The sequence below is a fragment of the Flavobacterium sp. genome (genome assembly GCF_035456085.1).
Lineage (GTDB): Bacteria > Bacteroidota > Bacteroidia > Flavobacteriales > Flavobacteriaceae > Flavobacterium.
Window position 1 is genome coordinate 1 of sequence record NZ_DATIDY010000169.1, and the last position, 13,608, is coordinate 13,608.

The 13,608-nt window shown below is 33.2% G+C and carries 13 protein-coding genes; all 13 read right to left on the reverse strand.

Annotation, left to right across the window (positions count from 1 at the left end; all coding sequences use genetic code 11):
* The coding region (locus VLC96_RS12865) for a UxaA family hydrolase (RefSeq protein WP_325263502.1) at positions 1-1,101 on the reverse strand (1,101 nt) is incomplete at its 3' end.
* Positions 1,102-1,296: 195 nt separating this feature from the next.
* Positions 1,297-2,739 (reverse strand): tagaturonate reductase, encoded by a 1,443-nt coding sequence (locus VLC96_RS12870; protein ID WP_325263504.1) that lies wholly within the window; start codon positions 2,737-2,739, stop codon positions 1,297-1,299.
* A gap of 132 nt (positions 2,740-2,871) precedes the next feature.
* Positions 2,872-4,272 carry a glucuronate isomerase gene (uxaC, locus tag VLC96_RS12875; protein WP_325263506.1) on the reverse strand — a complete coding sequence of 467 codons (1,401 nt, stop codon included), beginning with the start codon at positions 4,270-4,272 and terminating at the stop codon, positions 2,872-2,874.
* A gap of 20 nt (positions 4,273-4,292) precedes the next feature.
* Complete coding sequence (locus VLC96_RS12880; protein WP_325263508.1) at positions 4,293-5,081, reverse strand: gluconate 5-dehydrogenase; 789 nt, start codon at positions 5,079-5,081, stop codon at positions 4,293-4,295.
* A gap of 25 nt (positions 5,082-5,106) precedes the next feature.
* Positions 5,107-5,943 carry a 5-dehydro-4-deoxy-D-glucuronate isomerase gene (gene kduI, locus VLC96_RS12885; RefSeq protein ID WP_325263510.1) on the reverse strand — a complete coding sequence of 279 codons (837 nt, stop codon included), beginning with the start codon at positions 5,941-5,943 and terminating at the stop codon, positions 5,107-5,109.
* A 142-nt stretch (positions 5,944-6,085) separates the two neighbouring features.
* A complete protein-coding gene (locus tag VLC96_RS12890; RefSeq protein ID WP_325263512.1) occupies positions 6,086-7,396 on the reverse strand; it encodes an MFS transporter in 1,311 nt (436 codons plus the stop codon).
* 264 nt (positions 7,397-7,660) lie between these two features.
* Positions 7,661-8,332, reverse strand: coding sequence for a 3'-5' exonuclease (locus tag VLC96_RS12895; protein ID WP_325263514.1), 672 nt, complete (start codon positions 8,330-8,332; stop codon positions 7,661-7,663).
* Positions 8,332-10,251, reverse strand: a complete 1,920-nt coding sequence (locus VLC96_RS12900) for a DUF294 nucleotidyltransferase-like domain-containing protein (RefSeq protein WP_325263515.1) — start codon at positions 10,249-10,251, stop codon at positions 8,332-8,334. The genes VLC96_RS12895 and VLC96_RS12900 overlap by 1 nt, the downstream gene beginning before the upstream one ends.
* A gap of 108 nt (positions 10,252-10,359) precedes the next feature.
* Positions 10,360-11,133 (reverse strand): TerC family protein, encoded by a 774-nt coding sequence (locus tag VLC96_RS12905; RefSeq protein ID WP_325263517.1) that lies wholly within the window; start codon positions 11,131-11,133, stop codon positions 10,360-10,362.
* An 82-nt stretch (positions 11,134-11,215) separates the two neighbouring features.
* Positions 11,216-11,590, reverse strand: a complete 375-nt coding sequence (locus tag VLC96_RS12910) for a DNA topoisomerase IV (RefSeq protein ID WP_325263519.1) — start codon at positions 11,588-11,590, stop codon at positions 11,216-11,218.
* 37 nt (positions 11,591-11,627) lie between these two features.
* Complete coding sequence (locus VLC96_RS12915; protein ID WP_325263520.1) at positions 11,628-12,203, reverse strand: DUF1572 family protein; 576 nt, start codon at positions 12,201-12,203, stop codon at positions 11,628-11,630.
* A gap of 15 nt (positions 12,204-12,218) precedes the next feature.
* Positions 12,219-13,211, reverse strand: coding sequence for a PDDEXK nuclease domain-containing protein (locus VLC96_RS12920; RefSeq protein WP_325263523.1), 993 nt, complete (start codon positions 13,209-13,211; stop codon positions 12,219-12,221).
* A 51-nt stretch (positions 13,212-13,262) separates the two neighbouring features.
* Positions 13,263-13,608: pentapeptide repeat-containing protein (locus VLC96_RS12925; RefSeq protein WP_325263524.1), on the reverse strand; the 346-nt coding region annotated here is incomplete at its 5' end.

The following is a 13,608-nucleotide window of genomic DNA, read 5'->3' on the forward strand; positions in this document are numbered from 1 at the left end:
AAAGGCTTTCATCAAAGTTAAAAACTTATCTGCTTTTTCTTCGTCCACGCAACGGTTCATCAATTCTTGCTCAACGCCACATAATTCCGGGAACTCTGCCAAAATGGTTTTTCCTCCCAAAGCTGCAAAAATATCTGAAACTACTCCTAATGCTGGATTAGCTGAAATTCCTGAAAATCCGTCAGATCCACCACATTCCAAACCGATACTTAGTTTTGAAATAGGAGCAGGTTTACGTTCAATTTTGTTGGCTCTTTTTATGGCTTCGTAAGAATCTTTGATCACCATTTGGAACATTTGATCGGTAGTTCCAATTTGTTGTTGCTCGTAGATCAAAATTTCTTTATCACAATTTGGGCTGATTGCTTTCAATGCATTTTTAAAAATGTCTACTTGCAAATTTTGGCAACCCAAACTTAAAACAGTTGCACCAGCAACATTCGGATTGTTCACATATCCTGCAAGCAGTTTTGCTAACAATTCAGAATCTTGTCGTATTCCACCACAACCACCTTGATGGTTGATGAATTTTACTTCGACATTATCTAAAAGATTTTCATTTGGATTTTTAGCAGCAACTTCTTCTACGCTTTTTTCCTCAATTAAAGAGCGTAACAAATTTTTATAAGAAACTTCTTTTTTTGGCAGTAATTCGTTTTCGAAAATATCTTTCAGTTTCTCGATATTTTTGTTTTCACAAAAAACCAATGGAATAAATAACCAAACGTTTTTGGTTCCAACTTGTCCATCAGCACGGTGGTATCCGTTGAAAGTTTTGTCTTTCCAACGATCTACATTTGGTGGAGTCCAACCTAAATTTCCAGTTTTACCAAAAACTTTTTCACTTTGATGTTTTACATTTTCGGTAGTAATTACTTCTCCTTTTTGTACAGGTTTTACAGCTTTTCCTACCAAAACGCCATACATTATAATTTCATCACCAATTGCAAAATCTTTCTCTGCAATTTTATGTTTTGCTTTAACATCAGTTGTTGGTGAAACGGTAGTTCCCTCAAATGTAATTTGTTCGTTTTGTACTAAATCAGTTAAAGCAACAATTACGTTATCTGCTGGATTTACTTTTATTAATTTCTTTTGCATGATTATTTTTTTTTAAAGTTGCTAAGAATCTAAGTTGCTAAGAATCTAAGTTTAGGAGCACTATTTTGAATTTTTTGTTTTATATATAAACGTTTTTTTCCTTTTAATACTTTCTTCGTATAACTTAGAATCTTAAAGTCTTAGAAACTTTTTTTATAAAACTTAGGAACTTAGTTTCTTAGCAACTTAGAATCTTTAGTATTTTTTGCTGTAATTAGCAAAGCCATTTTCAATTCCATTAGCTTCAATCTCACTTAAAGCTACGACTAAAGCTTCAGATAAACCGTTAATTTTTGTTAAATCTTCACCCCAGAAATCTGTGTTTTCAAGTGTTTGTTTAACAACTGAATCTAGAGAACCTGCTTTCCAAATGTTGTTAAATGCTTCAACTAGTTCTGGAGTATCTTTCACAGGTAATGCTTCGTTATTCCAAGTTCCTTTATAAAATTGGATTAAACAAGCTAATGAATATGTTAAACTAACCGGTAATTTTTTATTCGCATTATAATATCCTAACAAGCTTGGCAATACTCTTACTTTGAATTTAGAGATAGAATTTAAAGCAATATCAGCAAGTGCATGTTTGATAAATGGATTTTTAAAACGGTCCATTACCTCTTCACAGTAAGCAGTGATTTCATTTTTGTCCATAGCAAGGGTTTCGCTGATTTCAGCAATAACGCTATCTACGAATTTTCCAGTGAAATCTCCATTTACAGTTTCCATAACTAATTTGTTACCATACAAAAGAGAAATTGGAACCATTGATGTATGAGCACCGTTCAAAATACGAACTTTGATCATTTTGAAAGGACGAATGTCTTCAACAATCTTCACGTTCAAATCCGTTTTGTGGAATGGTAATTTTGCTTTCAAATCATCACCACCTTCGATTGCCCAAAGGAAAAATGGCTCTGCAGCAACAATTAAATTGTCTTGATAATCTAATTTGCTATTGTATTCTTCAATATTAGCTCTTGGATATCCAGGCACAATTCTGTCAACCAAAGTACTGTGATACGTACACGCATCAGATACCCAAGTTTTGAATGCATCCTCTAACTTCCATAAATCGCAATATTGTAAAATGATTTTTTTCAAAGTTTCTGAGTTGTAATCAATCAATTCACAAGGAATGATAGTTACCGCTTTCGAAGCATCACCATTGAAGTGTTTGAATCTTTCGTATAACAAAACAGTCAACTTTGCAGGAAATGACACAGGCGGTTGCATATCTGGTGTATCAGTTCCGATAAATTCAATTCCTGCTTCAGTAGTGTTTGAAACAATGAATTGAAGCTCTTCTTCTTTGGCTAAAGCTAGATAATCAGCAAATTCAGTATATGGATTGATAGCTTTTACAACATTGTCAATTAACTGAATATCCTGTATTTTTTCTCCTTTTTTGATACCATTCATAAACAAAGTATAAAGACCGTCTTGGTCATTAATCATGTTTACCATTCCATCTTTCAAAGGCTGCACCATCGCAATTCCAGCATTGAAATCAACTTCTTTGTTTAGTTTATGAAAAGCGTAATCAACGAAAGCTCTTAAGAAATTACCTTCACCAAATTGTACCACTTTTATTGGATACTTATTTTCTAACCCTAAATTTTTTCTATTTAAATTTTTCATCTTCTCCCATTTTGTTATTACAGTATTTTTTATGAAACTGTATATTTTATAATATTAATAAGCGACTCAAAGTAGAATTTCAGTCTATAATTAAGTCGCTTATTTGATTTTCTTTTTTAGAATATTTATCAATTAAAATTTAAAATATTCTTTGGCATTATTGTAACTAATGTCAGAAACCATTTTACCAATCCACTCCATATCGTTTGGAAGTTCACCTCTTTTGATTTCATCTCCTAAAAGATTACAAAGAATACGTCTGAAATATTCATGTCTAGGGAATGATAAGAAGCTTCTTGAATCTGTCAACATTCCAATAAAACAACTAATAAGTCCCATGTTTGAAAGGGCATTTAATTGTTTTGTCATTCCGTCTTTTTGATCTAAGAACCACCATCCTGAACCAAATTGAACTTTTCCTCTAACGCTTCCATCATTAAAGTTACCAATCATGGTAGCCATAACTTCATTGTCAGCAGGATTTAAGTTGTAAATGATTGTTTTGGTCAATTTATCTTTGCTGTCCAAAGCGTTCAAGAATGCCGATAGTTTTTGGGCTTGTGGATAATCTCCAATAGAATCCCATCCTGTATCAGGACCTAAAATTCTATGCATACGAGCATTGTTGTTTCTTAATGCTCCTAAGTGAAATTGTTGAACCCATCCAAGTTCATGGTAAGTTTCACATAAAAATACTAAAACAGCACTTTGGAATTTCAAAGCTTCTTCGTTGGTCAAAGCTGCGTTTTCTCTTTTCTTTTTGAAAATTGCACTAACTTCACTTTCAGTATAGTTTTCGAAATATATTTGGTCTAAACCGTGATCAGAAAGTTTAGATCCGTTTTTGTCAAAATATTCAATTCTGTTTTTTAAAGCTGAACATAAATCTGAAAAAGTGTTGATTTCAACACCAGCTACTTGACCTAAAGTATCAATGTATTCGTTGTATCCATCATTCGAAATCAAAATCGCTTTATCAGGTCTGAATGCAGTACTTACTTTTACTTCGTAACTACTTTTTGCTAATTTTTGGTGAAATTCTAAATTATCAATTGGATCTTCAGTAGTACAAACGAATTCAGCGTTTACTTTACGAAGCAAGTTTTGTGTACTGTATTCGGCAGAATTTACTTTAGCAGAAGCTTGTTCGTAAATTCTTTCAGCAGATTTTTCGTTTAATAACTCGGTGATATCAAAATAACGAGCTAATTCTAAGTGAGTCCAGTGATACAAAGGATTACGCATTGTATATGGAACTGTTTTTGCCCAGTTTAAAAATTTATCTTTATCAGAACCGTTACCTGTAATGAATTGTTCGTTGATTCCCAAAGTACGCATTGCACGCCATTTGTAGTGATCTCCGTTAATCCACACTTTTGTAATGTTGTCAAAAATTTTATCTTCAGCAATAAACTGAGGACTTAAGTGATTGTGATAATCGATTATAGGTTGATTTTTAGAATAATTATGGTATAATTCTTCTGCGTATTTATTTTCTAATAAAAAATTATCGTGGATGAAACTTGTGCTCATTATAAACTTCTTAAAAATTATTATTCATTTGATGGTTTTCCAATAGTAGCAAGGATTCCACCATCAACATAAAGAATGTGACCATTCACAAAATCACTAGCTTTTGAAGATAAGAATATTGCAGCACCTTGTAAATCCTCAGGATCTCCCCAACGATTTGCCGGAGTTCTGCTGATGATAAATTCATTAAATGGGTGTCCATCAACTCTAATTGGAGCAGTTTGGCTAGTTGCAAAATAACCAGGTCCAATTCCATTCGTTTGAATATTGAATTTAGCCCACTCAGTAGCCATGTTTTTAGTTAACATTTTTAAACCACCTTTTGCAGCAGCATAAGCACTTACGTCTTGTCTTCCTAATTCACTCATCATAGAACAAATGTTGATGATTTTTCCACCGCCACGTTGGATCATTCCCTTTACAATTGTTTTAGATACAATAAATGGACTGATAAGGTCTACATTAATTACTGCGGTGAAATCTTCAACTGCCATATCGATGATAGGAGTTCTTTTGATGATTCCAGCATTGTTTACTAAAATATCGATAGGTCCAACTTCTGCTTCAATTTGTGCAACACTTGCAATTACTGCTTTTTCATCACATACATTAAAAACATATCCGTAAGCTTCAATTCCTACTGATTTATATTCAGCTACTGCTTTGTCAAGAGCTTCTTGAGAAAGATCGTTTACTACAATTTTTGCTCCGGCATGACCAAGTCCTTTTGCCATTGCCATTCCAAGTCCATGAACTCCACCTGTTATTAGTGCTATTTTTCCAGTTAAATCAAAAAGATTGATTGACATAAATTTTTTATTTAATAGTTATTAATTATCTTAAATCTGTTGTTTTGGCAACATCCATATCTCCATAATCTAGGTTTTCACCTGCCATACCCCAGATGAAAGTATAATTACTTGTTCCTGCACCTGAATGGATAGACCAAGGTGGGGAAATAACGGCTTGGTGATTATTCATCCAAATATGTCTCGTTTCTTGTGGTTCTCCCATAAAATGGCAAACAGCTTGACCTTCAGGAATGTCTAAATAAAGATATACCTCCATTCTACGGTCATGAACGTGAGCAGGCATTGTGTTCCAAACACTTCCTGGTTTTAACTCGGTCATGCCCATTTGTAATTGACAAGTAGTTACAATACCACCAATAATCATTTGATTTACTGTACGGTTATTAGCTGTTTCCATCGTACCTAATTGTAATTTATTAGCTTCTGCTAAACTTACTTTTTTGGTAGGGTAGTTAGTGTGTGCAGGAGCTGAATTCAAGTAGAATTTAGCTGGGTTTTTTGCATCATCACTCGCGAAAATAACTTCTTTATTTCCACTTCCGATGTACAATGCATCTTTAAATCCTAATTCATAAACTGTTCCTTCTACACTAACTGTACCATTTCCGCCAACGTTGATGATACCCATTTCTCTTCTTTCCAAGAAATATTCAGATTTAAGAGGATCTATTGTTTCAAGTGTTAAAGGTGTTAATGGTGTAGCTGAACCAGCTATGTATCTGTCATAATGAGAGTAGGTTAGCGTTATTTCGCCTTCTTCCATTAAATTATCAATTAAGAATTCTTCTCTTAATTGTTTTGTGTCATACTGTTTTACGGCTTGTGGGCTAGAAGCGTATCTAGAACTATATTTTGTCATGATAAAAAGATTTAATGTAATCGATTACACAAAAGTAAATTTTTTTTTTAATTGAGCAATATATAATGTTGTTTTTTTGCGTTTTATTAAAAATAGACAGTTATTTTATTGTGATTTTTAATAGTGTTCTCAAAACCTGAAATTATAATTCTACTTTTTTCATTTTTGGAACTAAAATATGCATGATTAGCCAGGCTAATAAATAAGCAGCTCCACAAATACAAAACATGATGAAATAACCAGTTTCAATCTTGCCAATTTTTGTATAGTAAACAAACATATTTTTTTGTACTACTAAAGTTAACAAAATTCCACCAAGAGCTCCAAACATCCCGCCAATACCTGTTACAGAGGCTGTTGCATTTTTCGGAAACATATCAGATACAGTTGTGAAAATGTTTGCACTCCATGCTTGGTGTGCCGATACCGCAAAACCAATTACTAAAACTGCCCACCACATGTTGATGGCACCTAAATATTGAGAAAATAATACAGGTAAAACTGCAAATGCATATATTAACATACTTGTTTTGCGGGCTTTGTAAGCTGGCCAGTTTTTTTCGATTAATTTTAATGGTAGCCATCCGCCTCCAATACTTCCGATACTTCCGATTATGTATACCAATGCGCAAGGCCAAATAATTCCAGTTGCTGAAAGTTTATATTCTTTCATTAAGAAGTCCGGCAACCAAAATAAATAAAACCACCAAACTGGATCGGTAAGTAATTTGCCAATAGCAAATGCCCATGTCTGACGAAAAGAAAGTAGTTTTAGCCAAGAGACTTTTTCGTTATTTTCAGGTTCAATTGTCTCTGCTTTATCTGCAGTGATATATTCTAACTCAGCTTGAGATAAGCGTTTTTGTTTTTGGGGAACTTCGTAATATAAAAACCATAAAAACAGCCATATAAAACCAATAATACCAGTTGCAATGAATGCCAATTGCCAACCATAATTTTCAGCAATAAAAGGTACTGACAGAGGAACGATAATGGCTCCGATGTTACTTCCTGAATTAAAAATACCAGTTGCTAAAGCGCGTTCTTTTTGCGGAAACCATTCGGCTGTTGCTTTTATCGCTGCAGGGAAATTTCCAGCTTCGGTAATTCCTAAAAATACACGAGCAATTAAAAAACCTCCTGTTCCTGTTGCTAAAGCATGACCAATAGCTGCAATGCTCCAAAGTCCAGTTGCTATCGCGTAACCTATTTTTGTGCCTAATTTATCAATAATTCCTCCTGCTATTAGCATTCCCATAGCGTAGGCAATTTTAAAAGCTAATTCAATATTGGAGTAATCTATAACTTCTTGTTCTGGAGTCCAGTGAAAAGCCTCTGCTAAAAAGGGCCTCAGGTAACTTATTACATTTCGATCTAAGTAGTTTACGGTTGTTGCAAAAAAGACAAGACTGCATATTGTCCATCTGTATTTGCCAATGGTCGGGTTGTTCATGGTTGAGTTAATTAATTGGTTATTATATATTTGATTATGTAATCGATTACGCAAAAATAGTTTTTATTTTGAGATACTCAATTAATTAACTATTTTTTTTTTGATACAATAATAATTATATATTTTTATTAAAGTAACGTGATTTTGTATTTTTAAAAATTAAATCTTTTTTTGATGCAAAAGTTTAGATTTTCCAGAGAGAGGGGGGTAAATGTAAAATTGTGTTTGCTACTTGTAAAAAATAACTTTTCTAAAACAATTTCATTAATAATAAAACAAATCCTTTAATAGAAATTCGCCTTTTCTTTTTTTGTCTTTTAATTTTTTTACAATTTTCAGGAAAGCAATTGCAGTAATATAAGCATCTCCCATAGCAGTATGACGATCTTTTTTAGAGATGTCAAATTTATCGGCAAGATCATCGAGAGAGTAATGGTCTTTATATTCTAATATGTTTGATTTAATCAATGTCTTTTTATAAAGAAAGGCCGTGTCTAATGTTTTGTTGGTCAAAAGTGGAAGGTCATTTCGTTCCAAAGCACGATTAATCATTGTGATGTCAAATATCGTATGATGGGCAATAATAATTGAATCCCCTAAAAAATCCAAAAATTGTTTCAATACTTCCAATTCTGAAGGTTTGTCCAGAACCAGATCTTTCAGAATACCGTGAATTTGAACACTGTTTTTGTCAAAATGTTCCTGATGAATATACATTTCAAAACTCTCAGAAATTTTAATAACACTATTTTTCAAAACGACAGCACCCAAACAAAGTATGCGGTCATTTTCATAATCAAAACCTGTAGTTTCGGTATCTAAGACGACAAAACGTGTATTTTCAACAGTGTTTAAAAGTGCTTCGTCAATTGGTTTTTTAGAAATATTAAAAAAATCCAACAACCAAGTAGTCCATTTTTCGAAAAAGTGCGCCATTACAATATATTTGAAGGATTAAAACGAATTGAAATAACGGCTTGTAACTCTTTGATGGTCTTGAAGGTGCTTTTGAGTTTTATTTTTTCTAATTTGGTAAGGTGCTCCAATGCTATATATTGTCCGGAATCATGGTGTAAAAGTCCTTGTTTCGTTCTGAATTTCAGCAGCGCTTTATACGAATAGGCACACGCTAAATACAATTCTCTGTTTTGAGGTTCTAGTTCTGCTAATTTTTCAAAACGTTCAGGAGTATTGCTGATTGATTTTACAGCATGTGATAAAATCAATACTCTTGCGGCGTCGCTCAAAGGCATTAATGCCCTGTTTTTTATATCGAAGAAATCTTTATTGGCACCATCTTGTTCTAGTAGAAATTGTCTAAAAAAACCTGTAGGCGAAGGGCTTTGCAGAGCACCACTCACTAAATGTATATAAAAAACAGGATTCGCTTTGATATCATCTAAAATAAAATCCGAAAGTTTATTTGCTAGTTCGCTGTCACCATACGAAAGGCTGTAATCAAAGAATATAAAAGATAACAATACTTCATCTTTACCAGTATTCGTAATCCACTGATGTACTAATTTTTTCCATTCTTCCAGACTTAAACACCATTTTGGATTAGATGCCATCATTTCGGCAGGACAGTAATCATATCCAATTTCAAAAAGTCCTTTATTGACATGCGTTGCTAAGTCCAAAAAATATTTTTTAGTTTTCTCTTTTGATTCGTCGGCAACATCTTCGTAAACCAAAGCGTTGTCCTGGTCGGTTTGTAATAATTGCTCACTTCGTCCCTGACTTCCCATAGCTAACCAGGCAAATTTTACAGGTGGAGGAGTATCCATTTTTTTCAATGCAATTTTTATCACTTGTTGAATACAAACATCATTCAATTCAGTAATGATTTTTGATGTCAAAGTCATTGGAATATTCTGATCGAGATAACCTTGTAATAATTGCATGATGCTGGCTCGTATCGGCTTGATGTCTTTGTATTTTTTTGCTCTTTTTACAGCTTTTATCAACACGGCAGGATTATTACCCAACGAAACCATCACGTCATGTTTGGAAAGAATGCCAACGGCTTTGGTGTTTGGGGTGCCGTCTTTGGTTAGGCAAATGTGACTGATGTTGCTTTTCATCATCGCCATTTGTGCCTGCGTAGTAGTCAGTTTTTTTGGATAGGTGATAACTGGACTTGTCATAATAACTGATGCCGAGGAGGTAATTGGATGTTCGCCAGTGACAATTTTATCACGTAAATCTTTATCTGTAATAATACCAATTGGCAATTTATCTTCGACGACAAGTACGGCGCCTACATTTTGTTCTGTCATGATTTTGGCAATTTCTTTGGCGGTCGTTGCAGACGAACAAGTAACTATTTTTTTAGAATATTTTACAGGCTGAATATCTAATATTTTGGAATTAGTATCCAAAACATCACCAGTCGCAGTTTCGCCATATAATTTCCCTCTATAACTTTCAGAATAAGGAGTGCTGGTGTTTGAAGCAAAACTCTGAATTAAAAAATTACCAACGTCTCTGTTTTGCAAAGCGTATGGCCTGAAAATGTCAATTGGTATCGAATAAATGATACTTTCCTCATAGGCTACAGCTTCCATTTTGTAATTTTCATTAGCAATAAGAGGTCTAAGACCAAATATATCACCCTCATCACACATGTCTATTACGTCTTTTTTAGGCCCCTTTCTTAGCGCAATAGCTCCTTTGTGAACTACATAAAAAGAATCATGAGTTTCATCATTTTCGGCAAAAATAACACTGTCTTTTTCTTTGTAAATAATAGAAATTTGCTCCGAAAGCACTTCGATATCTTTTTGATTCAAAAAAGTAAAGGGAGGGAAGTTCTTTAGAAAATCGGCAACTCTGTGTGATATCGTATTTTTCATCTGTGATAAATATTTTTTAAGCTTAAATATATTGTAAAAAAAAACACAGTAACTACTCGTAACCGTGTTTTTTTGTATATCATTCAATTTGATTTTTAAAATCGCATATTAATTCTTCTTTTTTGTTACCCTCATATTTATTATTTCTACAAACAATGAGAATGAAATAGCAAAATATAAATATCCTTTTGGAACGGGAGTTACATGACTGCCAAAAATAAGTGCATTTGACAAATGTGCACTTTCAGTCAACAACATGAATCCAATCAAAATCAAAAAAGACAATCCTAATATTTGAATCGAAGGATGTTTATTAACAAAATTCCCAACCGGAACTGCAAACTGCATCATAATTAAAACCGAAATAACCACAGCAGTAATCATAATAATCAAGGCGCCTTCAACGCCATTTGTCATTCCTACTGCAGTCAAAATACTATCAAAAGAGAAAACCAAGTCAATCATTATAATTTGTAATATAACACTTTGAAAAGATTTTGCAGCAGCTTTACCTAATTCCTTTTCTTCATGACCTTTTTCGTCTACTTTTTCTCGAATTTCATTAGTACTCTTATAAATTAGAAATAATCCACCAAATAATAAAATAAGACTTTGTCCCGTAACTCCAGCATGCAACCAGCTGAAATCAATGGTGAACCAAGGCTTTTTCATTTGAGTCAAAAAGTTGATTCCAAACAACAATGCAATTCGCATAAACATTGCCAAAAACATACCTATTTTGGTCGCTTTTTTGCGGTCTTCAATCGCTAATTTTCCAGTTGCAATAGAAATAAAAATGATGTTGTCAATCCCTAAAACTATTTCCAAAAAAGTCAATGTTAATAAGGCAATCCAAGCATCTGGGTTCAAAAATACTTCCATTTTGTATCGTTAAGGTTTATGTTTTTTTTAATTTTAGTCCTTAGTTTTGAGTTCTTAGTCCTAAGTTCTGAATCTGAAATCTCTAATCTGAAATCTTAACAACCGTCCCTTTTTGTTTAGCGTCAGTTCCTACCATTCCAAATTCAAAGGTATAGGAATTTTTTGTAGTTGTCAAAATTTTCATGTCAATAGCCTTCTCTTCCGCCTTATTTTTCGGGTGTTTTTTTTGCAAAACATATTCACAGTCATTTATCCATCGAATGGTAGCCGTATCAGTTTTACCTTCAAAAGTCTCAATTTCAATGCTGTCGTTGCGTTCAAAAACAGTAGTTTTCTTCACGCCATCAATTTCATATTCAAATTTAAATTTCCCTGTTTTAAAATCTTTGCAGTTGCGCTCCGCATCATAACATGAAATTAACAGCAATAAAGGGGAAAGTAAAATTATTTTTTTCATTTGTTGGTATTTGTCGTTTTTATTTGCCTTTGCAACATTATTTCAATCGTCTGAATTCCTCTTCAGTAAAATTTTTAATTGATTTCTCCTGAGCAAATTTATTAGCATTATAACTATTCGATTTATTTTTTGGAATTGATAAACTGTCCCATTCGCTTCTTTTTAATTGTTTGGCATAAAAAACAATTTGCCCAACATGATATGGATAGTGAGCCAATTGTCTGTTGATAGCTTCAATAACCGTGTGTCCCTCATTTCGAATATAAATTATTTCCGAAAGTTGTTCTGGTTTTAAACTTTCCAACGTATCTAAAAAGCATTTCCATCCCTTATTCCAGACATCAAAAACTTCTTCTTTGGTTGTCAGATCATTTTCAAATTCACCATCTCGATTTCGAGTTTCTTTTTCGCCATCAGTTGTTAGGAAATCTGTCCAGCGAGACAACATATTTCCGCTTAGATGTTTTACAATGACAGCAATGCTATTGGTATCTTCATTCACAGAAACAAAAAGTTGTTCTGGTTCTAGTTGTTCGATGGCTTTTTCGCCTAACATTTTATAATAAAGAAATTGTTTCTTTACGCTTTCAAGGTATGAGTTGGTTGCATTCATAATTACTCAAATTTATTAGTTATAGTTTTCTGTGTCTAGTGTTTCTAAAATCTCTTTCCATTTGCGTTGCAATACTTCTTTGCTTGGAAGTTTTGTTTGGTAATCGGCTACTAATGTTGGAGAGGCTGTCCTGCTCAATGCATATTCTACAACAATATCGTCTTTACCCTTACATAATAATATGCCTATGCTAGGTTGTTCGTGTGGTTTTTTGATATCTCTATCCAGTGCTTCCAGATAAAAATTAAGCTGACCTAAATGTTCGGGTTTGAATTTTTCTATTTTTAATTCAATAGCGACCATGCAATTTAGGTTTCTGTTATAAAACAGAAGGTCAATGGCGAAATCTTGATTACCCACCTGCAATGGATATTCTTCTCCCATAAAAGCAAAATCACGTCCAAATTCCAATAGAAATTTTGTTATGTTTTGTGCAATCCCTTTTCTTAAATCTTTTTCTAAATGACTTTCTGGTAATTGAAGTAATTCTAGAACATACGTGTCTTTGAAAGTGTTTGTAACTTCTTTTGATAAAACTCCCGACAGTGTTGCGAGTTTTGTATTTGCCAGCATTACTCTTTCAAAACATGAGGAATTAATTTGTCTTTGTAATTCTCTTGATGACCATTTTTCTTTGATAGTCATTCTAAGATAAAATTCTTTTTCTTCGTTTTCTTTTAGTCCTAATAATATCAAATTATGTGACCATCCTATTTCTCTCGACAGTGTTGAGAGTTTTGGTAAATCTTTATATGTTTCAAAAAACTGCTTCATTCTCCATATATTTTGAGGAGAAAAACCAACACTATTTGGCTCAGACTTTTGGATAAAAAGAGCTAATTCTTTTACAACCGATTTTCCCCAAGCTTTTTTTTCTACTTGTTGGCTCACATATTCCCCAACGTGCCAATAAAGAGTTACTAACTCTTTATTTACTGCATGGAAAGCTTTTTCTTTTGCCTTCGATATTAGCGTTGTTATATGTGTAAATTGCTCTTGGAGTTCCATGATTTGATTTTTAAGCAGTTACAATATACATAAGATAATTCAAACAAACAATTACTCAATTTTTATATCATACTTATCCAAAAGCCCTGCAATTCCCTGACTTGAAAATTTAGCTTTTTTCATAGGGTTAAACTCGGGATCAATTTTATAATTGTAAGCAGTGGTGAAATCAACGCCTGCCAAAAGGGATTCGTTAAAAATAGCATTGTCCAAATTACAGTTCCCAAAAACGGATTGAGTCAAATTAGTTCCGATGAAAGTAACTTCTTTCAAAGAACAAGAATTGAATTTGGTCTTTGGCATTTTTTTATTGGCAAAAGAACTATAATCCAAAACACAATCCTGAAACTGCACATTAAATAAAAAATCCATACACGATTGAAATTGAATTCCCATC

What these genes read in the sequence shown, in the direction of transcription:
- VLC96_RS12920 (WP_325263523.1), bottom strand. Translation starts at nt 13,211, where the DNA reads ATGGAACTCCAAGAGCAATTTACACATATAACAACGCTAATATCGAAG.
- VLC96_RS12880 (WP_325263508.1), bottom strand. Translation starts at nt 5,081, where the DNA reads ATGTCAATCAATCTTTTTGATTTAACTGGAAAAATAGCACTAATAACA.
- VLC96_RS12870 (WP_325263504.1), bottom strand. Translation starts at nt 2,739, where the DNA reads ATGAAAAATTTAAATAGAAAAAATTTAGGGTTAGAAAATAAGTATCCA.
- VLC96_RS12895 (WP_325263514.1), bottom strand. Translation starts at nt 8,332, where the DNA reads ATGGCGCACTTTTTCGAAAAATGGACTACTTGGTTGTTGGATTTTTTT.
- VLC96_RS12905 (WP_325263517.1), bottom strand. Translation starts at nt 11,133, where the DNA reads ATGGAAGTATTTTTGAACCCAGATGCTTGGATTGCCTTATTAACATTG.
- VLC96_RS12890 (WP_325263512.1), bottom strand. Translation starts at nt 7,396, where the DNA reads ATGAACAACCCGACCATTGGCAAATACAGATGGACAATATGCAGTCTT.
- kduI (WP_325263510.1), bottom strand. Translation starts at nt 5,943, where the DNA reads ATGACAAAATATAGTTCTAGATACGCTTCTAGCCCACAAGCCGTAAAA.
- uxaC (WP_325263506.1), bottom strand. Translation starts at nt 4,272, where the DNA reads ATGAGCACAAGTTTCATCCACGATAATTTTTTATTAGAAAATAAATAC.
- VLC96_RS12900 (WP_325263515.1), bottom strand. Translation starts at nt 10,251, where the DNA reads ATGAAAAATACGATATCACACAGAGTTGCCGATTTTCTAAAGAACTTC.
- VLC96_RS12910 (WP_325263519.1), bottom strand. Translation starts at nt 11,590, where the DNA reads ATGAAAAAAATAATTTTACTTTCCCCTTTATTGCTGTTAATTTCATGT.
- VLC96_RS12915 (WP_325263520.1), bottom strand. Translation starts at nt 12,203, where the DNA reads ATGAATGCAACCAACTCATACCTTGAAAGCGTAAAGAAACAATTTCTT.